Raw genomic sequence first — 21,536 nt, 5'->3', positions numbered from 1 at the left:
ACGTCCGTGGCGTGCCGGGAGTTGGGTCGGGTCGCCGCACTCGCGGTACCGTCGGGCGACGGTGTCCCGACGCATCCGTCCCGGAGGGGACTTCGTGGGTATCGAGAGCGACCAGGTCGTCTACGAGTATCTGAGCCGCGTCGGCGACGTGGCGCAGCAACGGCAGTTGCCGTCGGCGGCGCGGATGCGGCTGGTCGCGGAGTTGCGCGACGAGATCGACCGGCGTCGTGCCAAGGCCGTGGTGGACTCGCCCGCGGCCGTCCGCCGCATCATCGCCCGTATCGGGACGCCGACCGAGGTGGTCGCCGGGGCGGAGGACCCGACGTCCGGCTCCGCGCCGGGCGCGTCGAGGCCGGAGCAGGCGACGGCGGTCCCTGTCCAACGGGAGCCGGAGCGGGGCGCGAAGCCGGCCGGCTCCGTGGGCGGCATGCTGCGGAAGGTCGTCCCCCGCCCGCGCCCCTCCACGCCCGCGTCCCCGCCTGCCGCCCCGGCCGACGTGCCGTCGCCGCCGCACCGGGCCGGGCTCGACGAACTCGGCGACGGCGGGAGCCGGCCTGACTGGTGGCGGGTGGACAGCGGTCCGTTCGGCGTGGGGGACGAGGTGCCGGGGTTCGTGGGCGGGGTGGAGATTCCCGAACTGCTCAAGCGGCCGGTGACGAAGGAAGAGCAGGCGCCTGAGGCGGCGGAGGCGGCCGAGGCGGCCGAGGTGACGGAGGAGGCCGCGGCCCCCGCCCGCCGCCGCCTGCCGCGGCTGCCGTCCCGGCGCTGGAGCAACCCGCTGCTGCTGGTCGCCGCGGCGTCGCTGGTCGCGGGGGCGGTGCTGGGGAACTGGTTCGCGCTGATCCTCGGGTGGCTCATCGCGTACGCCTCGCGTCGGCTCACCCCGGCGGAGGTCAAGGCGGCGGTGATGGTCCTCCCGGGCCTGTCCGTCCTCGGCGGCATCGTCTGGCTCTGGGGCCGTGCGGCGGGGCGCTGGGGCGAGCCCGTCGCCGAGGCGCAGATGAACGCGGCGCTCACGGAGACATGGCCGTGGGTGATCCGCGCGGCGGCGGTCACGTCGGCGCTGTTCCTGGTCTGGCGCTCCCAGCGCAAGCGATGAGCGGTGTCACCGGACCCCGGGGGGCGTCCGCGCACCTGGCACTGACAGGGCGCCGCCCGCGCCCACCCGTGCCGCCCCAGGGGTGCTTTCGGCGGCCGTGGCGGAAGCACCCTTCAGGGGCGCGGGGAACTGCGCGACCAGCCACGGACCGCCTGCACCCGGCGCTGTAGGGGTGCCGCTGCGCGGTGAGGTGGGGTGTTTTCGGCGGCCGTGGCGGAGGCACCTTTCAGGGGCGCGGGGAACTGCGCGACCAGCCACGGACCGCCCGCACCCGGCACTGCGGGGGTGCCGCCGCGCGCCGGTCGCGATGCCGGTCGGCGGGCCGGGCCCGGAGAGGCGTGGCGCACAATGGCGCGCATGGCCAACGTGACCCCGCCCGCTCAGCCCGCCCCGTCCGGCAGGACCGTTCCGCCCACCGTCGGGTTCGACCTCGACATGACGCTCATCGACTCCCGGCCGGGGATCCGGGCCTGCTATCTGGCGCTGGCCGAGCGGACCGGGACCTACGTCGATGCCGATCTGGCCGTCAGCCGGCTGGGGCCGCCGCTCGTGGAGGAGCTGGTGAACTGGTTCCCGGCGGAGCGCGTGGAGGAGATGGCGGAGCTGTACCGGGCGATGTACCCCGAGTACGCGATCACGTCGACGCTCGCCCTGCCCGGCGCGCGGGACGCGATCGCCGCCGTGCGGGAGCGGGGCGGGAGGGCGATCGTGGTCACCGCGAAGTACGAGCCCAACGCCAAACTGCACCTGGCGCACCTCGGCATCGAGCCGGACGCGGTGATCGGCGACCTGTGGGCCGAGCAGAAGGCGCTGGCGCTGCGCGAGCACGCGGCGTCCGTGTACGTCGGCGACCACACCGGCGACGTGCGCGGCGCGCGCACCGCGGGCGCGATGTCGGTCGCCGTCGCCACCGGACCGTGCGACGCGGCGGAACTCCGGGAGGCCGGCGCGGACGCCGTCCTCACCGATCTGACGGAATTCCCCCGCTGGTTTTCGGACTACTGCTCGGACAACTGACCGGAAACCGCACGAGAGGCCCGGGCCCGCCGCCGTCCCGCGGCGGCGGAACGCAGTACGCCCGCAGCCGCGACGGCGAATCCGACGCCCATGAGCATGCTCAATCCGAACATGTACGTCGGAAAGGGCGTCGTGCCCAGGAACAGCGGGGCGACCGTGACCAGAGTGGCCACAGCGCCGACGAAGAAGACGAGGGCGCCGGCACGGACCAGGCCGTCACCGGGCGCGGCGGAATTCGCTTGGGTTTTGTCACGCACCGGACCAGGGTAGTTCCCTGCGCGAGGGAACGACGCGGTGACGTCTTGTCACCGGCTCGAAGACCATTAGCCTTGGTACCGGCGGGTCATCGGCCCGCCCGAGTGCTATCCAGAGCCGTTTTCAGAAGCAGTTTTCCCGACGAGTACGAGGACGAGGACAGACGGTGCCCACCGGCAAGGTCAAGTGGTTCAACAGTGAGAAGGGCTTCGGCTTTCTCTCCCGTGACGACGGCGGCGACGTCTTCGTGCATTCCTCGGTCCTCCCCGCCGGAGTCGAGGCCCTGAAGCCGGGCCAGCGCGTGGAGTTCGGCGTGGTCGCCGGGCAGCGCGGCGACCAGGCCCTGTCCCTGACCATCCTGGATCCGGCCCCGTCGGTCGCGGCCGCCCAGCGCAAGAAGCCCGACGAGCTGGCCTCGATCGTCCAGGACCTCACGACGCTGCTGGAGAACATCACGCCGTCGCTGGAGCGGGGCCGCTACCCCGACCGCGCGGCCGGCAAGAAGATCGCCGGACTGCTCCGCGCGGTCGCCGACCAGCTCGACGTCTAGTCCGACGGCGGCCGGCCGCCCGTCACGGGAACCGCAGCGCGTCCGGGCCGAGGGGCGGCACCAGCCCCTCGGCCGCCGCGCGCGTGAGCAGCCCGCGGACGGCCGCGTAGCCGCTCTCGCCGAGGTCGGCGGTGAACTCGTTGACGTACAGCCCGATGTGCTGGTCGGCGACGGCCGGGTCCATCTCCTGGGCGTGCTCCATCACGTACGGGCGGGAGGCCTCCGGGTCGTCCCAGGCCGCCCGCACGGACGCGCGGATCGCGTCCGCGAGCCGGGTCAGCGTCTCCTCGCCGAGCGCGCGCCGGGCGAGGATCGCGCCCAGCGGGATCGGCAGCCCGGTGGTGTCCTCCCAGTGCTCGCCCATGTCGGCGAGCTTGTGCAGCCCGTAGTTCCGGTACGTGAAGCGCGCCTCGTGGATGACGAGACCGGCGTCGACCTTCCCGTCCCGCACGGCGGGCATGATCTCGTGGAACGGCATCACCACGATCTCGCCCACTCCGCCGGGGACGACGTCCGCCGCCCACAGCCGGAACAGCAGATACGCGGTCGACTTCTCGCTCGGCACCGCGACCGTGCGCCCCGTGAGGTCCACGCCCGCCTCCCGGGTCAGCACCAGCGGCCCGCAGCCCCGCCCCAGCGCGCCCCCGCAGGGCAGCAGCGCGTACTCGTCCAGGACGTACGGCAGCACCGCGTACGACACCTTCAGCACGTCCAGCTCGCCGCGCTCGGCCATGCCGTTCGTGAGGTCGATGTCGGCGAAGGTGACGTCCAGGGCGGGCGCGCCCGGCACGCGGCCGTGGGCGAGGGCGTCGAAGACGAAGGTGTCGTTCGGGCAGGGTGAGTAGGCGATGCGCAGCCGCTGCTGCTCCACAGTGGTCATGCCGTGTTCCAACTCTCCAGTACGGGTGCGAGCTTCCCGAAGCCCTTGGTGAGGGCGGCCAGGGCGTCGCCGATGCGCCAGGCGGCGCGGTCGCGCGGGCCGACGGGGTTCGACACCGCCCGCACCTCCAGCACGGGAACGCCGTGCGCGGCGGCTGCCTCGGCGACGCCGAAGCCCTCCATGCCCTCGGCGAGGGCACGGGGATGGCGGGCGCGCAGGGCGTCCGCGCGGGCGGCGGTGCCGGTCACCGTGGACACGGTGAGGACGGTGCCGGTGCGCGCCCCGGACGCGGCGGCGGCCGCCTCGGCCAGGGACGCGGGCGGGCGGTGGGTGACGGTGCCGAAGCCGAGCTCGGTGACCGGCAGGAACCCCTCGGCCGTCTCGGCGCCCAGATCGGCCGCGGTGATCGCGTCGGCGACGACGAGGGATCCGAGGGGCGCGTCCGGCGCGAAGCCGCCGCCGATCCCCGCACAGACGACGAGCCCGTAGGGGCGGCCGTCCAGGGCGGCGGCGGTCAGCGCGGCGGCCGTGGACGCGGCGGCGAGCGCCGGGCCGACGCCGGCGGCGAGCAGGTCGGGCCCGCCGGCGACACGGTGCACGACCGCGCCGGGCAGCTCCCGCTCCCGCACCGGCCCCGGGAACGCCTCGGCCACCGCGTCCCGCTCGGCGGGGACCGCGGTGGCCACGAGAACGCGTGCGAGGGACGTGATCAGTCCTCGTCCTTCTTCAGCCGGAAGGACCACAGACCGGTGGCCTCGTTCTCGCCGCCCTCCTTGATCGACACCAGGGTCGAGTCGCCCTGGGCGCCGTACTGGGTGTTGAAGAACACCTCGCCCGGGATGGACCGGTAGGTCTTCTTGATGGGGTCGACGAGCGGCTGGCCGTTCAGCAGGATCGTCCAGCTGTTGTCGGCGATCTCCGGGTCGACGCCGAAGCGCACGCTCTCCGTGGGGTCGACCTTGATCTCGTCGATGCCCTTGTCCTGGAGGCACTTGTTGAGGGCCTCGGTGGTCAGGGCCTTGCCCTCGCCCCCGCAGGTGGCCTCGGAGCTCACCGAGTCGCCGCCCACCGTGATGGTGGAGATCGCCGTGGGCTTGTCGCAGGCGGACAGGACGAGCAGTCCTGCGGATACGGCGCCGGCGGCGGCGACGGCACGGCGGCGTCGCACAGCGCGGTGTGTCGTGGCGGCTGCGCCGCGGGGCAACGTGGTCATGGGCGAAGGCTATCGGGCACGTGTGCCCCGCCTGCCACGTGGGGTACGGCGTGGCCCCGCGTTACGCCACTCGCGGGCGTCCCGCGTGCCCCTGACGGGCCGAACGGAGCAGCCCGCGGACGGTCGTCAGCCAGCCCGCGCCGACGATCGCCGCGCCCACCGCGAGCCCCAGCGAGCCGATCAGCGGCATCGCGATGCCGATCGCGCCGCCCAGCACCCACGCCATCTGGAGCAGCGTCTCCGACCGGGCGAACGCGGACGTCCGCACCCGTTCCGGCACGTCCCGCTGGATCAGCGCGTCCAGCGACAGCTTGGCCAGCGCCTGCGCGAACCCGGCGACCGCCGCGAGACACGCCACCAGCACCGCGCCGAAGAACACCGCCGCCGTGATCGCGGCCCCCAGCACCACCGCCACCACCGTCACGATGATGATCTCCGGCGCACGGGACCGCAGCCCCGCGCCGACCGCCGTGCCCAGCGCGTTGCCCGCGCCCGCCGCCACCCCGACGATGCCCAGCGACACCGCCGCGCTCTGACCGGTCATCGGGTGCTCGCGCAGCAGGAACGCCAGGAAGAAGATGAGGAAGCCGGTGAGGCAGCGGATGGAGGCGTTGGCGGCCAGCGCGTGGGTGACCGCCGGGCCGACCGTGCGCAGCCCCGGCTTCTCCGCCTTGCGGTGCGGGCCGTGCAGATGCTGCTCGTCGGCGGCGAGCAGCGCCACGGCCTCGCCCTTGGCGGAGTCCACCTTCGGCGGCAGCCGGAACGACAGCAGCATCCCCGTCACGAACAGCACGAACGCCCCGTACAGCGGCCAGCGCGGCCCGATCTGCTGGAGCCCCGCGCCGATCGGCGCGGCGATGCCGGTGGCGAGCAGCCCGCCGAGGGTCACCCGTGAGTTCGCCTTCACCAGGGAGAAGGCGGGCGGCAGCAGCCGCGGCACGACGGCGCTTCTGACCACCCCGTACGCCTTGGACGCCACCAGGACGCCCAGCGCCGCCGGATACAGCTCCAGGCCGCCGCTGACCACCGCGCCGGACAGCACCAGCGCGAGCAGCGCACGCGCGAGCATCGCGCCCGCCATGGCAGCCCTGCGGCCGTGCGGCAGCTTGTCGAGGAGCGGGCCGACGACCGGGGCGAGCAGCGTGAACGGCGCCATCGTGATGGCCAGGTACAGGGCGACGCGCCCGCGCGCCTCGTCGGTGGGGACGGAGAAGAACACGGTGGAGGCCAGCGCGACCGTGATCATCACGTCGCCCGCGCCGTTCACCCCGTGCAGTTCGATCAGCTTGCCGAGGCCGGACTCGCCCGCGCCGTGGGCGTGGGTCACCTTGCGGATGCCGCGAGCGGTTCTGGTCACCGGGAAGTGCAGCGCCCGGCCGAACGCACGAAGACGGCCGCCCGCCCGGACCGAGCCGAGGCGCCGGCCGCGTCCCTTGCCCCCCGCGGGCCCACCGGTACCGGTGGCGCCCTGGGGTGTCCTCGCGGTAGCCACGACGTCATAGTGCCCCGAGATGGCGGTGCGTAGTGCCGTAACACCGGGGACGGGGTCTTCGGTGCCGCTGTACGGCCGAACGCGCCGGGGCGCGGCCGGACGCCCGCCGCCGCCCGCCGGCCACCGCCCGCGCCGCCCGACAAACCGGCGCGCGCCGTTCCGTAACAACCGTCGGTGTAGGCCCAGCGCACGCGAGCAGGTAGCGTGCGTATCTCAGCCATCCCGCAGAATGGATGGTGGGCGCGCCCGAGCACGTTGCGGCGCGGACGTCGACGCGGTCCCCCGGTCCGCTCCGTCCGCCCCCCGCGCTGGGAGTGGCGCACTCGTGAGACGGCGTAGGAGAGAAGCGATACCTGTGAGCGCAGCGACAACGCGAAGCCGCACCCCCGACCGTCTGTGCGCCGAGGCCGTCGACCTCGCCCGCGCCGCAGCCGAGGAGGCCGCCGCGCCCGGGGTCCTGGGCGAGCACGAGGGGCTGGTCTCCGAGGGCGACCGCGTCGTCACGCACTTCTTCGGGTGCCGCGAGCTCGGCTACCGCGGCTGGCGGTGGGCCGTCACCGTCGCCCGCGCCTCCCGCGCCAAGATCGTCACGGTGGACGAGGTCGTCCTGCTGCCCGGCCCCGACGCCGTCCTCGCACCCGAGTGGGTGCCGTGGAGCGAGCGGCTGCGCCCCGGCGACCTCGGCCCCGGCGACCTGCTGCCCACCGAGGCCGACGACCTGCGCCTGGAGCCCGGCTACACCGGCGCGGAGGAGCCGCCGCCGAACTCGGCGCTCACCGAGGACCTGGCGGACCGCGCGGAGGACGAGGACGCCGCGGTCACCGGCAGCAGCCCGGCCGAGCAGACCGTCACCCCGTCCCGCGGCTCGATCGCCGCGGTCGCCGAGGAACTGGGCATGCGCCGCGCCCGCGTCCTGTCCCGCTACGGCCTGCACGCCGCCGCCGACCGCTGGGAGGAGGCGTTCGGCCCGAAGACCCCGATGGCCCAGGCGGCCCCCGCCTCCTGCATGTCCTGCGGCTTCCTCGCCCCGATCGGCGGCTCGCTGGGCCAGGCGTTCGGCGTGTGCGCCAACGAGTTCTCCCCGGCCGACGGCCGGGTCGTCTCCCTCGCCTACGGCTGCGGCGGCCACTCGGAGGCCGCGGTCATGCCGAAGCCCCCGCAGCCGGCCCCGCCGGTCATCGACGAGACCCGCGTCGACCCCTTCCCCCTCCGCCCGTCCCCCGACTCCGGCTCGGTCCCGGCCTCGGAGGACGCGTCGTCGGCGGACCTGGGGCACTCGTAGCGCCGCCCGGGGGCGGCACTGATCGGGGGGCGCCGCCGAGGCGGCTCCGCCGGTCACCCGTCCGCGATCAGGGCTTCAGCTCAAGCGCGAACTGCCTTCATCGCCTCGTCGAGGACGGCGCTCAGCTCCCGCAGAGCTTCCCTGGCGGTCGCCGCGTCCTCGTGTTCCAGGTTGCTCCTGGCGCGGGCGTGACGGGCGGCGAGGTCGGGACGGCGGGCGATCTCGATGTCCCGTGCCCAGGCCAGTACCCAGCTCCGTACCGGGCTGAGGGACTGCCACTCCACGGCCTTGGCGAAGGCCTCGTCCTTCGTCCGCCGCATCTCAGGCAGGCGCTTCGGGTCGACGACGGCGAGGGCGGCCCGCAGGGCGTCGGGGGTCTGTTCAGGGCGGGGAACCGGTGAGGTGTCGGGTTTCGAAAATCCAGTTGAGCGGCGGATGTTCACCCGCCCGAGTGATCACGGGCCTCGGGCGGGAGGGGTGGGGCTTGGTGGGGTGATTTCCCCCAAGTTCTTGCTTGGTAGGGCGCCGACGGCACCGGAGCATCAAGTCCCGGGTTCCGGTGGCTCAGCGGTGGTCGGGCCGGTCCGATGGGCGTACGCCGTGAGGCGGGCGGCGAAGTCGCGCATCAGGGCGCGGAGTTCGGCCGGGTGGTCGATGACGAACGGGCGGTCCAGGGCGGCCAGGACGGGCGGCAGCCAGTCCAGGCGTTCCGCGCGCACCTCCACCCGCAGCCACCCCGGCTCGGTGTCCTCCAGGGTGGCGACCGTCGCGGGCAGGTGGGCGCGGAGATGCTCGGGCGTCGCCTGCACGCGCAGGGCCACCTCGTACCGGTACGCGGCCGTCGCGAAGCCCGTCACCACGCGGTCCGCCGGGTCCGGACCCTCAGGCGCCTCGAACGAGCCGGGCAGGGAGCGCGCGCCGGCGATCCTGTCGAGCCGGAACGTACGGTCCTCGTCGCGGTCCGCGTCCCTGCCGGTGACGTACCACCGGTCCCCGTGCACCACGATCCCGTACGGGTGCACGGTGCGGTCGCCGTGCCGCCCCTCGCGGTCGGTGTAGCGGACCGAGACCGGCCGGTGGTGGTGCACCGCGTCGGCCAGGGTGAGCAGCACTCCCGCGTCCGGGCTCGCGGACTCCCCGGGCCCCTCCGTGAAGGACAGGGACTCCAGCAGGGCATCCAGTCGCCGGGTCAGGTGCCGGGGCAGCACCCGCCGGATCTTCGCCGCCGCCGTCTCGTTCGCCGTGCGCTGCGCCGCCGTCAGCCCCGCCCCGCGCCCGGCGACCAGGCCGAGCAGCACCGCCAGCGCCTCCTCGTCGCCGAACATCAGCGGCGGCACCCGGTAGCCCGGTCCCAGCCGGTACCCGCCGTAGCGTCCGCGTACCGACTCCACCGGTACGTCCAGGTCGGTCAACTGGCCCACGTACCGCCGCACGGTGCGTCCGTCCACACCCAGTCGGTCGGCCAGTTCGGCCACCGTGCGGGTGCCGCCCGACTGCAACAGCTCCAGCAGGGTCAGCACACGGGCGGCGGGTCGGGGCACGGGCACCAAGCTAATGCGGATACAGGGCGGGTTCTGTCCGCTATTGCTCCTACGGTCGGCCGAGCACGCCATCCGTACGGCCGAGGAGTCTCCCCATGCAGTTCGCATCCGTCCGTGTCATCACCGCCGACGTGGCCCGCCTCGTCGCCTTCTACGAACGCGTCCTGGGCGTGTCCGCGACCTGGGCCACGGAGCATTTCGCCGAGCTGAGGACCGACGGCGCCACCCTCGCGATCGCCGGCACCGCCACCGTCCCGATGTTCGCCCCCGGCTCCGCCCGCCCGGCGGACAACCACAGCGCGATCGTCGAGTTCCTCGTCGACGACGTGGACCGCGTCCACAAGTCACTGGCCGACGTCCTCACCGACGTCGTCAACGGCCCCGCCACCATGCCGTGGGGCAACCGCTCCCTGCTGTTCCGCGACCCCGACGGCAACCTCGTCAACTTCTTCTCCCGCTGACGGACCGCGTGTGTCCGGTCACTGTCCGGGGATCGTCCGTAGCCGTCGGGGCCGTATCCGCCGTTGGTGCCGGTAGGACGCCGGTGTGCGTCACGGACGGTTCCGAGGGAGAGGTGCGGGATGACGGCGGTGGAGGCGGAGTCGGGCCGGGTCGAGGGCGAGGCGGACGAGCCGGGCTGGGAGGTCGATCCCGATGACGAGTGGGGCGTCGCGGTCATCACGACCGTGGGCCGCCAGATCAAGCTGCGCCGTGAGGCGGCCGGCCTGCGGGTGCCCGACTTCGGGCGGGCCGTCGGCTACGGCGAGGACATGATCTACAAGATCGAGAGCGGCAAGCGGATTCCGCGCCAGGAGTTCCTGGACCGGGCGGACGAGGTGCTGGAGGCAGGGGGCCTCCTGTCGGCCGCGTGGGAGGACGTGAAGAAGGTCCGGTATCCGAAGAAGGTGCGCGCGCTGGCGAAGCTCGAGGCGCAGGCGGTGGAGATCGGCATTTACGAGAGCCACAGCATCCACGGCTTGTTGCAGACGCCCGAGCATGCGAAAGCCCTGTTCGAGGCCATGCAGCCACCGTACTCACCGGACGAGGTCGAACGCATGGTCGCGGCGCGCGTCGCCCGGGCGTCGGTCTTCGACCGCTCGCCCGCGCCCGCGCTGAGCTTCGTCCTCGAAGAGGCGGCGCTGAGGCGACCCATCGGCGGCAGAATGGTGCAACGACGGCAGTTGGAGCGGCTGTTGGAGGTGGCGCGCCTGCACAGCGTGATGCTTCAAGTCATGCCGTTGGACTGCGAGTCGCACTCCGGCATGGACGGCAGGATCGAGCTGCTGAAGTTCGCGGACGGGACAGCGGTCGGCCGCTCCGACGGCGCGTTCTGTGGTCGGCCGACAACTGAGCTGAAACACCTGCGTGTTCTCGAACTGCGGTATGCAACCATCCGAGCCCAAGCGCTGTCTCCGCGCGAAACGCTGACCTTCATCGGACAACTGCTGGGAGAAACATGAGCAGCGAGCTCAACTGGTTCAAGAGCAGCTACAGCAGCGGCAACGACGGCAACTCCTGCGTCGAACTCGCCCTCACCCCCCGTACCGTCCACGTCCGCGACTCGAAGGACACCGCCGGCCCCCGGCTGGCCTTCGCCCCGGCCGCGTGGGCGCGTTTCCTTCCCTACGTGCAGCAGGGCTGAACGCACGACGAACCCCCGAGGCGGCCTGGAGCCGGCCTCGGGGGCGCGTGCGGGGTGTGTTGCGGGGTCAGGCGTCAGAGAGAGACGCCGTGGGCGCGCAGGAAGGTCGCCGGGTTGACGGCGGAGCCGTAGTTCGGGGTCGTGCGGATCTCGAAGTGCAGGTGGGGACCGCTGGAGTTGCCGGTGTTGCCGGACAGGGCGATCTTCTGGCCGGTCTTGACGACCTGGCCGACCTTCACGTTGACGGACGACAGGTGGGCGTACTGGGAGTACGTCTTGTTGCCGTGCTTGATCACGACGGCGTTGCCGTACGCCGGGCCGTCGCCGGCGCCGTTGCCGCCGGCCTTCACGACCGTGCCGCCGTGGGCGGCGACGACCGGGGTGCCGGTCGGGACGGCGTAGTCCTGGCCGGAGTGCTTGGAGGCCCACATGCCGCCGTTCTGCGCGAAGCTCGCCGACAGCTTGTAGGACTTCACCGGGGAGACCCAGGACGCGGTGGACTTCTTGGCGGCCTCGGTCGCCTTCTTCACCGCGGAGGCCTTCACGGCCTGCGTCTTCGCGGCCTCGGCCTGCGCGGCGGCCTGCGCCTGGACCGCCGTGGCGGTGCCGGACGCGGCGGAGGTGCCGGACGCGGCGACCGCGACCCCGGCTCCCAGGACGGCCGTGGAGCCCAGACCGGCTGCCAGGACGGCGGCGCGGGTGCGGGTGACGGTCATACGGGGGAAACGGGACGTGACGCGCTCGAACATCGAAACCTCATGGGGGAGGGGGCGGGGGGATGCCATCGGCGGAACGGGGTCCGTGCCGTGATGGCTGTTCCTTGGTAACCGCCCCCGGCCAAATGCCGCAAAGGTGTGACCTACGACGAAACGTCGTACATAGGGCATGAGATGCACGTCTCTTGACGGAGCCCTCCGTAGGGGGCAAAACCCCCATTTCAAGCCGATCGATCGGCCTTGCGCCCTTTATGTCCGATTTCAAATCGGGCATTTCTTCACTATTCCGGGTAGTACACCCGACGGGCCCTGTGGAGCATGTCACCGAGGGCCCTGTGCGAATGTGGCGTGGGTCTCCGCAATCGGGGCCGCGGGGCCGGGCTCAGGCGCCGAACAGTTCCAGCGACAGCCAGAGGGCGGCCGTGGACGCCAGGAGCGCGGCCGGGACCGTGGCCAGCCCGAGGAGGGTGAAGCGCACCAGGCTCACCTCGTGCGCGTGGTGGTGGACGATGCGGCGCCACAGCAGGGTGGCGAGGGAGCCCGCGTACGTGAGGTTCGGGCCGATGTTCACGCCGAGCAGGACCGCGAGGACCGCGCCGGGGCCGGACGGCGCGGCCAGCGGGACCAGGGCCAGCACGGCGGGCAGGTTGTTGATCAGGTTGGCCAGCAGGGCCGCCAGCGCGGCGACCGCCAGCAGGGACAGCGGCCCGGAGCCGTCGGGCAGGACCGCGTCCAGGGCGTCGCCGAGGCCCTGGTCCAGCACCGCCCGGACGACCACGCCCAGCGCCAGCACGAACGCCAGGAACGGCAGGTCCACCGCGCGCAGCAGCCGTACGACGCCGGTGCGGCGGCGGGTCAGGGCCCGTACCGCCATCACTCCCGCCCCGGCCGCCGCCGCCCACGCGGGGTCGACGCCGACGGCGGACGCCACCGCGAACCCGGCGAGCGTGGCCGCCACCGTGACCAGCGCGAACAGCGGCATCTCCACCGGCTCGTCCGCCGTGTCCGGCGCGGTCGGTCCGGCCGACAGGTCGGCGGCGAAGAAGCGGCGGAAGACCACGTACTCCACGGCGATCGCCGCCAGCCACGGCAGCAGCATCAGCAGCGCGAAGCGGGTGAAGGTCAGGCCGGTGGCGGTGAACGCGAGCAGGTTGGTCAGGTTCGACACCGGCAGCAGCAGGGACGCCGTGTTCGACAGGTGCGCGCCCGCGTACACGTGCGGGGCGGGGCGTGCGCCCATGCGCGTCGCGGTCGCGAACACGACCGGCGTCAGCAGCACCACCGTCGCGTCCAGGCTGAGGACGGCCGTGATCAGCGAGGCGAGCGCGAACACCGCGCCCAGCAGCCTGCGCGGGCGGTGGCGCGACCAGCGGGCCATCCAGGTGCCGCACGCGTGGAAGAGGCCCTCCTCGTCGCACAGCTTGGCGAGCACCAGGACGGCGGCGAGGAAACCGATCACCGGGCCGAGCCGCTCCGCCTCCTCCCGCACGGCCTCCGTGGTGATCGCGCCCGTCGCGACCACCAGCCCGGCGGCGGGCACCGCGAACGCCGCCTCCGGCCAGCGGAAGGGACGGACGACGGCACACACCAGCACCACGGCCAGCGCGGCGACGGACAGCGATTCGAGCAGCACAGTGCTGATCATCCACGTGGTGGGCGGCGTCCCGGACACCGCGTCCCCGTGGTGTCGCGGGGCGGTACCTTCGACCTCACGCCGATCAGGGCCCGATGAGGAGAGTCAACGTGAGCAAGTTCGTGCGGCCCGCCGCCGAGGGTGCCGACCCGTTCGGTACGGCGCGTCTGCGGCGTGGGGTCCTGGACGCCTGGGCCACCAGCCCCGCCCGGTTCCGCGAGGACGCCAACGCCGAGGAGGACCTCGTCCTCGGCGGCTACCGGGACCGGCTCGTCGTCGAGCTCGCGCAGAACGCCGCCGACGCCGCCGCCCGGGCCGGCGTGCCCGGCCGTCTCCGGCTCACCCTGCGCGACGGGGTCCTCGTCGCCGCGAACACCGGCGCCCCGCTGGACGCGGCCGGCGTCGAGTCGCTGTCCACGCTGCGCGCCTCCGCCAAGCGGGACGCGCCCGACCGGGCCGTCGGACGGTTCGGCGTCGGCTTCGCGGCCGTGCTCGCCGTCACCGACGAGCCCGCCGTCGTCGGCCGGCACGGCGGGGTGCGCTGGTCGCTGGCCGAGGCGCGGGACCTCGCGCGGGACACCGCCCGGCACAGCCCCGGCCTGGGCGACGAGATCCGCCGCCGCGACGGGCACGTACCGCTGCTGCGGCTCCCCTTCGCCGCCGAGGGCACCGCCCCCGACCCGTACGACACCGCCGTCATCCTGCCGCTGCGCGACACCGCCGCCGCCGACCTCGCCGAGCGGCTGCTGCACGCCGTCGACGACGCCCTGCTGCTCGCCCTGCCCGGCCTGGAGGAGGTCGTCGTCGAGACCGGCGACGACACGCCCCGCACACTGATCCGCGGCACCGACGGCGACCTGACCGTGGTCACCGACTCCCGCGACGGCGTCACCCGCTGGCGCACCGCCGCCGCGCACGGCGCGCTCACCCCCGACCTGCTCGCCGACCGCCCGGTTGAGGAGCGGCTGCGCCCGCACTGGTCGGTCACCTGGGCCGTCCCCGTCGGCGCCGACGGCGCACCCGCCCGGCCGCGCACCGCCGCCGTCGTGCACGCGCCCACCCCCAGCGACGAACCGCTCGGCGTGCCCGCCCTGCTCATCGCCTCCCTGCCGCTGGACTCCACCCGCCGGCACGCGGCCCCCGGCCCGCTCACCGACTTCCTCGTGCAGCGCGCCGCCGACGCCTACGCCGGGCTGCTCGCCGACTGGCGTCCGGTGACCACGGGCGCCCTCGACTTGGTGCCGGGCCCGCTCGGCAAGGGCGAGCTGGACGGCGCCCTGCGCGCGGCCATCCTGGAGCGGCTGCCGCGCACCGCCTTCCTGCCGCCCGCCGCCGCGCCCGTCGCCGACGACGACTTCGAGCTGCCCGAGGCGCTGCGCCCGCGCGACGCCGAGATCGTCGAGGGCGCGGGCGCCGACACCGTACGGGTGCTGGCGGAGGTGCTGCCCACGCTGCTGCCCGCCGGTCTTGAGCGGCGGGCCGAGCTGCGCACCCTCGGGGTCGCGCGGGTGCCGCTGACCGACGCGGTCGACCGGCTCGCCGGCCTGGAGAAGTCCCCCGACTGGTGGCGGCGGCTCTACGACAGCCTCGCCGGCGTCGACCCCGACCGGCTCACCGGACTCCCGGTGCCGCTCGCCGGGGACGCCTCCCAGGCTTTCGGATCCGGGGGCGGGCGCACCACCATCGGCCCCCGGCAGGTGCTGCTGCCCACCCCGGACACGGCCGTCGACGCCGGGCTGCTGTCCCGGCTCGGCCTGAAGGTCGCCCACCCGGACGCCGCGCACCCGCTGCTGGAGAAGCTGGGCGCACTGCCCGCGACCCCGCGCGCCGTGCTCACCACCCCGCAGGTGCGGGCCGCCGTCGCCGCGTCCCTCGACGACGAGGGCGGAGTCACCTGGGAGGAGGACGCCCCGGACGCCGAGGAACTCGCCGACACCGTGCTCGCGCTGGTCCGCGACGCCGGCCTCGAGCCGGGCGACGAGCCCTGGCTGGGCGCGCTCGCCCTGCCCGACGAGGACGGCGAACTCTCCCCGGCCTGTGAGCTCGTCTTCCCCGGCGGGCCCTTCGCGCAGGTCATGAGGGAGGGCGAGCTGGCCGCCGTGGACGCGGAGCTGGCCGGGAAGTGGGGCGAGCAGCCGCTGGCGGCGTGCGGGGTGCTCGTCGACTTCGCGCTGGTACGGGCCACCGACGTCGTCCTCGACCCGGACGAGCTGGAGCCGCGCGAGAGCGACTACGCCGAGCCGGACGACCCGGGGCTGCTGGACGCCGTCGACGTGTGGGCCGAGGACATCCTCGACCGCTTCCCCGACGCGCCCGTCCCGCCCGTCGCCACCGAGATCGTCGCCGTACGCGACCTGGACCTGGTGGACGACGACCGCTGGCCGCAGGCGCTCGCGCTGCTCTCCCGGCCCCCGCTGCGGGACGCGCTGGTCGAGCCGGTGCGGATCCTGCTCCACGACGGCACCCACGAGACCGTACGGCCGTACACCGCGTGGTGGCTGCGCGGCCATCCCGTGCTCGGCGGGCGGCGCCCCGCCGGACTGCGCGCGGCGGGCGGCGACCCGCTGCTGCGCGGCCTGTACGACGAGGCCGACGCGACCGGCTTCGACGACGAGCAGGTGCTGCGCGCGCTGGGCGTGCGCACGTCGGTCGCCGCGCTGCTGGACGAGCCGGGCGGGGCGGCCGAGCTGCTGGAACGCCTCGCCGACCCCGGCCGGCCGGTCACGGCGGCCCAGCTGCACGGGCTGTACGGGGCGCTGGCGGAGCTGGACCCCGAGCAGGTGACCCTGCCGGACGAGCTGCGCGCGGTGGTCGACGGGCGGGTGGAGGTGGTGGACGCCTCCGAGGCGGTGGTCGTGGACTCGCCCGACCTGCTGCCGTTCACCGCCGGGGTCCCGCTGCTGCCGGTCCGGCCGGCACGGGCCGCCGAACTGGCGGAGCTGTTCCAGGTACGGCGGCTCAGCGAGTCCGTCACCGGGCGCGTGGACTCCGAGGGCACGGAGCACGAGGTGCCGGAGTCGGTGCGGGTGCTGCTGGGTCCGCGGACCCCGGCCTCCTACGTCGAGCACGAGGAGCTCGTCGTGGACGGCGTGGAGATCGACTGGCGTCTCACCGACGACGGGGTGCTGCACGCGGCCACCCTGGAGGGCGTCGCCGCGGGCCTCGCCTGGGCGGCGGGGCAGTGGCCGCGGCGCTTCGAGGTGGCGGCGCTGCTGGAGGATCCGTCGCGGACGGAGGAACTGGCCCGGGACCGGTGGTTCGACTGACCCGCCCGGGGCTCCGCCCCGGACCCCGCTGCTCAAACGCCGGAGGGGCTGACATCGGCCCCTCCGGACGGACTACGGCTCCGTGGGCGTCGCCCCCGACCCCTCGAACTCGAGCTGCTCCAGCTCACGCGCCAGCGTCTCCGCGTCGTAGGGGCCCGTGTGCCGGCGGTTGCCGATGAAGAACGTGGGGGCGCCCTGGACGCCGCTCGCCTCCGCGCTGCGGGCGTCCCGGCGGACCCGTTCGGCCGCCCAGTCGGAGTCGAGGTCCTGGAGGAACTTCTCCATGTCGAGGCCGAGGTCGATGGCGTAGACGACGGTGTCCTCGTACTCCATCTCGTCCTGGTGCCGGTAGAGCAGGTCGTGCATGTCCCAGAAGCGGCCCTGGGCGTCCGCGGCGACCGCCGCCCGCGCGGCCAGCTCGGCGTGCGGGTGGACGTCGGGCAGCGGAAGGTGCCGGAAGACGTAGCGGAACCGGTCGCCGAAGCGGTTCCGCAGCTCCTTGGTGACGCCGGTGGCGCGGGCGCAGAAGGGGCACTCGAAGTCGCCGTACTCCACCAGGGTCAGCGGCGCGTCGGCCGGGCCGAGGATGTGGTCCGTCTCCGGGTCGACCAGCCGGTCCAGGTAGCGGGGCAGGTCCGCGTCCGTCCTGCCGCCGAAGACGGTGGAGAGCCGGAACACCAGCCAGCCCGTCAGGGTGGCGATCACCGCCGCGAGCAGCACGCCGACGGTCGCCCGGGCGAGCAGTTCCGGCTCGTCCTCGAAGGCGAGTCCCGCGATCAGCAGGGACACGGTGAACCCGATGCCGGACAGGGCCGCGCCGCCCAGCACATGGCCCTGACCCACCCCGCCGGGCAGCTCGCCCAGGCCGAACCGGGTGCCGAACCGCGCGCCGCCCCAGATGCCGAGGAGCTTGCCGCCGACGAGACCGACGACCACGGCCCAGGTGAGGGCGGAGCCCAGCGCGTCGGTGAGGACGCCGTCGCGCAGGTCGACGCCCGCGTTGGCCAGCGCGAACACCGGGACGACGACATAGCTGGACCAGGGGTGCAGATACATCTGGAGGCGTTCGTTGACCGAGACGGCTTTCTGGAGGCCCTTGCGCGCGGTCTTGCCCACGTCCGCGCGGGGCGACTGGCGGAAGGCCCGGAACAGCCGTGTCGCCTGCTCGACGCCCTCGCGGGACGGCTCGCGTGCGGGGATGAGCAGGCCGCCGAGCATGCCGGCGATGGACGCGTGCAGCCCGGCGTTCAGGGTCAGGTACCACATCACCAGCACGATCAGCACATACGGCACGGCCCGCCAGACGTCGAAGCGGGACAGCGACGACAGGACCGCGCCGAGCACCAGGGCGGCGATCAGCTCCGGCACCTGGATCGCCCCGGAGTAGACGACACCGATCACGGTGACCGCGACGATGTCGTCGATGACGGTGATGGCCAGCAGGAAGATCCGCAGCTGGGTGACGAAACGGGGGCCCACCACGGCGAGCGCGCCCAGCAGGAACGCCGTGTCGGTGCCGATGACGATGCCCCAGCCGCCCGCGGCCTCCGAACCGGGCGCGATCAAGAGGTAGAACAGGACCGGCACGACCATGCCGCCGATCCCGGCGAGGCCTGGGATCATGATGCGGCGGCGGTCGTTCAGCGAGCCGACGGACAGCTCGTAGCGGACCTCCAGGCCGATGACGAAGAAGAACAGCGCCATCAGCCCGTCGTTGACCCAGTGCCCCAGGTCCATCGCCAGTTCCGCGTCGCCCACCGCGACGGACGCCTCGGTGTGCCACAGCGAGAAGTACGACTCCGACCAGGGGGAGTTGGCCCAGATCAGGGCGAACGCCACCGCGAGCAGCAGCAGCCCGGAGCTGCCCGCCTCGGTCGCCAGGAAGGTGCGCACGGGCGCGGCCAGCTGAGCCGCGAGCTCACCCCTGCTCGACCGGGACTGGGAGTCCGCGGACTTCTTCCGGGACAGCAGCTTCATGAGGTCGTCCGTCTCCGATCACCTGCGGCGGCAGACTCCCATGGTCACCCACATACCGGGCATAACGCCCGCGCGACCCGTTCAGACGGGGAATCTGCGGTCCACCCAGCGCCAGAGGAACTCCAGGACCGCCGCCGTGACCGCCGCGATGCCGACCGCGAGCCAGGGCATCGTCATGCCGACCAGGCGCAGGGCGAAGAAGTCCTGGAGCCAGGGGACCGCCAGGACCAGCAGGAACGCGCCGGCCATCGCCGCCACCAGGGCGATCCGCCACCAGGTGTAGGGCCGGGCGATGATCGCCAGGACCCAGAGGGAGATCAGGAACAGCGTCAGCGTCGCCGCGCTCGTCTCCGCGCCCAGCGCGCCCGTGCCGCTGTAGTGGCTGCGGGCCAGGAGATACGTGGCGAAGGTGGCCAGCGCCGCCAGCACCCCGCCCGGGATCGCGTACCGCATGACCCGCTTCACGAAGTTCGGCCTCGCCCGCTCCTTGTTGGGGGCGAGGGCGAGGAAGAAGGCGGGGACGCCGATGGTCAGCGTGGACAGCAGGGTCAGATGGCGCGGCAGGAACGGGTACTCCACCTGCGTCGCCACCACCAGCACCGCCAGCAGCACCGAGTACACCGTCTTCACCAGGAACAGCGTGGCGACCCGTGTGATGTTGCCGATCACCCGCCGGCCCTCGGCCACCACCGACGGCAGCGTGGCGAAGCTGTTGTTCAGCAGCACGATCTGCGCGACCGCCCGGGTGGCCTCCGAGCCGGAGCCCATCGCCACGCCGATGTCCGCGTCCTTCAGCGCCAGCACGTCGTTCACGCCGTCGCCGGTCATCGCGACCGTGTGGCCCTTCGACTGGAGCGCGCCCACCATGGTCCGCTTCTGCTGGGGCGTGACCCGACCGAAGACCGTGCCGGCCTCCAGCTCGTCGGCCATGGCATGCGGTTCGGCGGGCAGCCGGCGCGCGTCCACCGTCGTGCCGGACAGGCCGAGCTTGCCGGCGACCGCCCCGACCGACACCGCGTTGTCGCCGGAGATCACCTTCGCGCGGACGTCCTGCTCCTCGAAGTAGCGCAGGGTGTCGGCGGCGTCGGGCCGCAGCCGCTGCTCCAGCACCACCAGCGCCACCGCCCGTACGCCGTCCACGGCGGCCGGGCCGGCCAGGTCGTCGGCGGTCACGCCGTCGCGGGCGCGGGCGAGCAGCAGCACCCGCAGGCCCTCGTGGTTCATCCGCTCGGTCTCGGCCAGCGCCGGGTCGTCGTGCGCGAGGAGCACGTCCGGGGCGCCCAGCAGCCAGGTGACCGGCCGCCCGTCGCCCTCGTCGAGGGTCGCGCCGCTGTACTTGCGGGCCGAGGAGAAGGGCAGCGTGTCGGTGAGCCGCCAGTCGGTGGCGTCCGGGTACGCCTCGATGATCGCCCGCAACGACGCGTTCGGCCGCGGGTCCGCCGAGCCCAGCTCGCCCAGCACCTTCCGTACGTACGGCTCGTCGGCGTCGCCCAGCACCCGCAGCTCGGTGACGTCCATGCCGCCCTCGGTGAGCGTGCCGGTCTTGTCCAGGCACACCGTGTCCACACGGGCCAGGCCCTCGATCGCGGGCAGCTCCTGCACCAGGCACTGCTTGCGGCCCAGCCGGATCACCCCGATCGCGAAGGCGACGGAGGTGAGCAGCACCAGCCCCTCGGGCACCATCGGCACGATCCCGCCGACCGTGCGGGCGATGGAGTTCTTCAGCTCGTTGTCCTTGACCACGAGCTGGCTGATGACCAGGCCGATCGCGGTCGGCACCATCATCCACGTGACGTACTTGAGGATGGTGGAGATGCCGCTGCGCAGCTCGGAGTGGACCAGGGTGAAGCGGGACGCCTCCTCGGCGAGCTGCGCCGCGTAGGCCTCGCGGCCCACCCGGGTCGCCTGGAAGGAGCCGCCGCCCGCGACGACGAAGCTGCCGGACATGACCTGGTCGCCGGGCTGTTTCACCACCGGGTCGGCCTCACCGGTGAGCAGCGACTCGTCGATCTCCAGACCGTCCGCCTCGACGACCGCCCCGTCGACGACGACCTTGTCCCCCGGCCCGATCTCGATGAGGTCGTCCAGCACGATCTCGGAGGTGCCGATCTCGGCGGCCACCCCGTCGCGGCGCACCGTCGGCCGCACCTCGCCGATCAGCGCGAGGGAGTCCAGCGTCTTCTTCGCCCGCCACTCCTGGATGATCCCGATGCCGGTGTTGGCGAGGATCACATAGCCGAACAGGCTGTCCTGGACCGGCGCGACGATCAGCATGATCACCCAGAGCACGCCGATGATCGCGTTGAACCGGGTGAAGACGTTCGCGCGGACGATCTCCGCGACCGACCGGCTGCTGCGCGCGGGTACGTCGTTGACCTGTCCGCGCGCCACCCGCTCGGCCACTTCCGCCGCGGTCAGACCGGTCACCGGCGACGTGGCCGTGGCGGGCCGGACGGCATCGGTCCGGTCGCCCGCGTCGAGATGCGTCATGCATTCGACAGTACGTGCGGATCCTGCGCCGCACCCACCGGAGCGGGGAAGATCCGACCAGGGAAGGACGGCCGTCGTACCGGGGTCCTACCGCGGGCGGAGTCCCGTCAACTCTCTACTCACGGAATCGGGTTGGCGTGATTCAGTCGGTGTGCGCCGTCGAGGCACGGCCCGCCTCCGCGTCGGCCTCCTCGGCCCGCGCCCGCTTGATCGAGGCGTCGCGCCTGCGGACGTACCAGATGCCGATGAGGCCGAGGCCGCCGCCGGCCAGGCAGGTCCACACCCACCAGGTGTGCCCGTGCTCGTCGAACCAGCCGTAGAACGGCAGCTGCACCAGGAAGAGGACGAACCAGACGATCGTGCCGCCGGTGATGGTGGCGACCACGGGGCCCTCCAGGGGCTCCGGCGCCTCGTGCTTGGGGGTCCACTTCGCCATGCGGACAGCTTACGAGGAGCGCCGAGGGCGCGGCGCCCCGCACCGGA

Annotated in this window: 20 protein-coding genes; 8 read left to right on the top strand and 12 right to left on the bottom strand. The window is 73.5% G+C overall.

Annotation, left to right across the window (positions count from 1 at the left end):
* The first annotated feature begins 94 nt into the window (after positions 1-94).
* Positions 95-1,099, top strand: coding sequence for a hypothetical protein (locus tag ACP7TJ_RS14195; protein WP_427763391.1), 1,005 nt, complete (start codon positions 95-97; stop codon positions 1,097-1,099).
* A 357-nt stretch (positions 1,100-1,456) separates the two neighbouring features.
* On the top strand, positions 1,457-2,116 hold the full coding sequence (locus ACP7TJ_RS14190) for an HAD family hydrolase (protein ID WP_167743445.1): 660 nt from the start codon (positions 1,457-1,459) through the stop codon (positions 2,114-2,116).
* Here ACP7TJ_RS14190 and ACP7TJ_RS14185 read toward each other — a convergent pair.
* Positions 2,098-2,373 (bottom strand): hypothetical protein, encoded by a 276-nt coding sequence (locus tag ACP7TJ_RS14185; RefSeq protein ID WP_193460420.1) that lies wholly within the window; start codon positions 2,371-2,373, stop codon positions 2,098-2,100. The two genes, ACP7TJ_RS14190 and ACP7TJ_RS14185, sit on opposite strands and share 19 nt — an antisense overlap.
* Positions 2,374-2,537: 164 nt before the next feature.
* Here ACP7TJ_RS14185 and ACP7TJ_RS14180 point away from each other — a divergent pair, with 164 nt between their 5' ends.
* A complete protein-coding gene (locus ACP7TJ_RS14180) occupies positions 2,538-2,921 on the top strand; it encodes a cold-shock protein (RefSeq protein WP_033276148.1) in 384 nt (127 codons plus the stop codon).
* A 22-nt stretch (positions 2,922-2,943) separates the two neighbouring features.
* On the opposite strand, the gene ACP7TJ_RS14175 is transcribed toward ACP7TJ_RS14180, so the two are convergent.
* The 4 genes from ACP7TJ_RS14175 to ACP7TJ_RS14160 all read right to left on the bottom strand — a co-directional run bounded on the left by ACP7TJ_RS14175 (position 2,944) and on the right by ACP7TJ_RS14160 (position 6,506).
* On the bottom strand, positions 2,944-3,801 hold the full coding sequence (locus ACP7TJ_RS14175) for a 1,4-dihydroxy-6-naphthoate synthase (protein ID WP_093768698.1): 858 nt from the start codon (positions 3,799-3,801) through the stop codon (positions 2,944-2,946).
* Positions 3,798-4,487 (bottom strand): futalosine hydrolase, encoded by a 690-nt coding sequence (locus ACP7TJ_RS14170; protein WP_427763388.1) that lies wholly within the window; start codon positions 4,485-4,487, stop codon positions 3,798-3,800. The genes ACP7TJ_RS14175 and ACP7TJ_RS14170 overlap by 4 nt, the downstream gene beginning before the upstream one ends.
* A 23-nt stretch (positions 4,488-4,510) precedes the next feature.
* Positions 4,511-5,014, bottom strand: coding sequence for a DUF2771 domain-containing protein (locus ACP7TJ_RS14165; protein ID WP_208840525.1), 504 nt, complete (start codon positions 5,012-5,014; stop codon positions 4,511-4,513).
* A gap of 61 nt (positions 5,015-5,075) precedes the next feature.
* Positions 5,076-6,506, bottom strand: coding sequence for an MFS transporter (locus tag ACP7TJ_RS14160; RefSeq protein WP_266398254.1), 1,431 nt, complete (start codon positions 6,504-6,506; stop codon positions 5,076-5,078).
* Positions 6,507-6,861: 355 nt separating this feature from the next.
* On the opposite strand from ACP7TJ_RS14160, the gene ACP7TJ_RS14155 reads away from it, so the two are divergent.
* Positions 6,862-7,788, top strand: a complete 927-nt coding sequence (locus ACP7TJ_RS14155) for a DUF3027 domain-containing protein (RefSeq protein ID WP_367559746.1) — start codon at positions 6,862-6,864, stop codon at positions 7,786-7,788.
* Between the two features lie 80 nt (positions 7,789-7,868).
* Here ACP7TJ_RS14155 and ACP7TJ_RS14150 read toward each other — a convergent pair whose 3' ends face one another.
* Both ACP7TJ_RS14150 and ACP7TJ_RS14145 read right to left on the bottom strand, forming a co-directional pair.
* The gene (locus ACP7TJ_RS14150) at positions 7,869-8,225 is read right to left on the bottom strand and encodes a hypothetical protein (RefSeq protein WP_427767360.1); all 357 of its coding nucleotides are present in this window, start codon (positions 8,223-8,225) and stop codon (positions 7,869-7,871) included.
* Positions 8,226-8,330: 105 nt separating this feature from the next.
* Positions 8,331-9,329 carry a helix-turn-helix transcriptional regulator gene (locus ACP7TJ_RS14145; protein WP_427763385.1) on the bottom strand — a complete coding sequence of 333 codons (999 nt, stop codon included), beginning with the start codon at positions 9,327-9,329 and terminating at the stop codon, positions 8,331-8,333.
* 95 nt (positions 9,330-9,424) lie between these two features.
* Between ACP7TJ_RS14145 and ACP7TJ_RS14140 the strand changes: the two genes are divergently transcribed.
* The 3 genes from ACP7TJ_RS14140 to ACP7TJ_RS14130 all read left to right on the top strand — a co-directional run bounded on the left by ACP7TJ_RS14140 (position 9,425) and on the right by ACP7TJ_RS14130 (position 10,971).
* The gene (locus ACP7TJ_RS14140) at positions 9,425-9,790 is read left to right on the top strand and encodes a VOC family protein (protein ID WP_189911023.1); all 366 of its coding nucleotides are present in this window, start codon (positions 9,425-9,427) and stop codon (positions 9,788-9,790) included.
* A gap of 120 nt (positions 9,791-9,910) precedes the next feature.
* Complete coding sequence (locus tag ACP7TJ_RS14135) at positions 9,911-10,789, top strand: helix-turn-helix domain-containing protein (protein ID WP_093768703.1); 879 nt, start codon at positions 9,911-9,913, stop codon at positions 10,787-10,789.
* Positions 10,786-10,971, top strand: a complete 186-nt coding sequence (locus ACP7TJ_RS14130) for a DUF397 domain-containing protein (RefSeq protein ID WP_093768704.1) — start codon at positions 10,786-10,788, stop codon at positions 10,969-10,971. Before ACP7TJ_RS14135 ends, ACP7TJ_RS14130 begins: the two co-directional genes overlap by 4 nt.
* Before the next feature lie 74 nt (positions 10,972-11,045).
* Here ACP7TJ_RS14130 and ACP7TJ_RS14125 read toward each other — a convergent pair whose 3' ends face one another.
* Entirely contained in the window at positions 11,046-11,720 is a 675-nt protein-coding gene (locus tag ACP7TJ_RS14125; RefSeq protein ID WP_167743437.1) for a M23 family metallopeptidase, read from the bottom strand.
* Between the two features lie 349 nt (positions 11,721-12,069).
* Entirely contained in the window at positions 12,070-13,332 is a 1,263-nt protein-coding gene (locus tag ACP7TJ_RS14120; protein ID WP_427763382.1) for an SLC13 family permease, read from the bottom strand.
* Between the two features lie 98 nt (positions 13,333-13,430).
* Between ACP7TJ_RS14120 and ACP7TJ_RS14115 the strand changes: the two genes are divergently transcribed.
* Complete coding sequence (locus ACP7TJ_RS14115; RefSeq protein ID WP_427763380.1) at positions 13,431-16,586, top strand: sacsin N-terminal ATP-binding-like domain-containing protein; 3,156 nt, start codon at positions 13,431-13,433, stop codon at positions 16,584-16,586.
* A 72-nt stretch (positions 16,587-16,658) separates the two neighbouring features.
* On the opposite strand, the gene nhaA is transcribed toward ACP7TJ_RS14115, so the two are convergent.
* The 3 genes from nhaA to ACP7TJ_RS14100 all read right to left on the bottom strand — a co-directional run bounded on the left by nhaA (position 16,659) and on the right by ACP7TJ_RS14100 (position 21,489).
* On the bottom strand, positions 16,659-18,563 hold the full coding sequence (gene nhaA / locus ACP7TJ_RS14110) for a Na+/H+ antiporter NhaA (protein ID WP_266547005.1): 1,905 nt from the start codon (positions 18,561-18,563) through the stop codon (positions 16,659-16,661).
* An 81-nt stretch (positions 18,564-18,644) separates the two neighbouring features.
* Positions 18,645-21,053: a cation-translocating P-type ATPase gene (locus ACP7TJ_RS14105; protein ID WP_189911012.1), complete on the bottom strand. Its 2,409-nt coding sequence runs from the start codon at positions 21,051-21,053 to the stop codon at positions 18,645-18,647.
* A 142-nt stretch (positions 21,054-21,195) separates the two neighbouring features.
* On the bottom strand, positions 21,196-21,489 hold the full coding sequence (locus ACP7TJ_RS14100) for a DUF2530 domain-containing protein (protein ID WP_093768989.1): 294 nt from the start codon (positions 21,487-21,489) through the stop codon (positions 21,196-21,198).
* Positions 21,490-21,536: the final 47 nt, after the last annotated feature.

The organism is Streptomyces sp. DSM 41931 (assembly GCF_050271085.1).
In the GTDB taxonomy this organism is placed as follows: Bacteria; Actinomycetota; Actinomycetes; order Streptomycetales; family Streptomycetaceae; genus Streptomyces; species Streptomyces albogriseolus.
Note: the sequence above shows the minus strand (reverse complement) of the source record. Positions and strands in the feature narration are given on the sequence as shown.

What these genes read in the sequence shown, in the direction of transcription:
- ACP7TJ_RS14190 (WP_167743445.1), top strand. Translation starts at nt 1,457, where the DNA reads ATGGCCAACGTGACCCCGCCCGCTCAGCCCGCCCCGTCCGGCAGGACC.
- ACP7TJ_RS14130 (WP_093768704.1), top strand. Translation starts at nt 10,786, where the DNA reads ATGAGCAGCGAGCTCAACTGGTTCAAGAGCAGCTACAGCAGCGGCAAC.
- ACP7TJ_RS14135 (WP_093768703.1), top strand. Translation starts at nt 9,911, where the DNA reads ATGACGGCGGTGGAGGCGGAGTCGGGCCGGGTCGAGGGCGAGGCGGAC.
- ACP7TJ_RS14165 (WP_208840525.1), bottom strand. Translation starts at nt 5,014, where the DNA reads ATGACCACGTTGCCCCGCGGCGCAGCCGCCACGACACACCGCGCTGTG.
- ACP7TJ_RS14100 (WP_093768989.1), bottom strand. Translation starts at nt 21,489, where the DNA reads ATGGCGAAGTGGACCCCCAAGCACGAGGCGCCGGAGCCCCTGGAGGGC.
- ACP7TJ_RS14120 (WP_427763382.1), bottom strand. Translation starts at nt 13,332, where the DNA reads ATGATCAGCACTGTGCTGCTCGAATCGCTGTCCGTCGCCGCGCTGGCC.
- ACP7TJ_RS14105 (WP_189911012.1), bottom strand. Translation starts at nt 21,053, where the DNA reads ATGACGCATCTCGACGCGGGCGACCGGACCGATGCCGTCCGGCCCGCC.
- ACP7TJ_RS14125 (WP_167743437.1), bottom strand. Translation starts at nt 11,720, where the DNA reads ATGTTCGAGCGCGTCACGTCCCGTTTCCCCCGTATGACCGTCACCCGC.
- ACP7TJ_RS14175 (WP_093768698.1), bottom strand. Translation starts at nt 3,801, where the DNA reads ATGACCACTGTGGAGCAGCAGCGGCTGCGCATCGCCTACTCACCCTGC.
- nhaA (WP_266547005.1), bottom strand. Translation starts at nt 18,563, where the DNA reads ATGAAGCTGCTGTCCCGGAAGAAGTCCGCGGACTCCCAGTCCCGGTCG.
- ACP7TJ_RS14140 (WP_189911023.1), top strand. Translation starts at nt 9,425, where the DNA reads ATGCAGTTCGCATCCGTCCGTGTCATCACCGCCGACGTGGCCCGCCTC.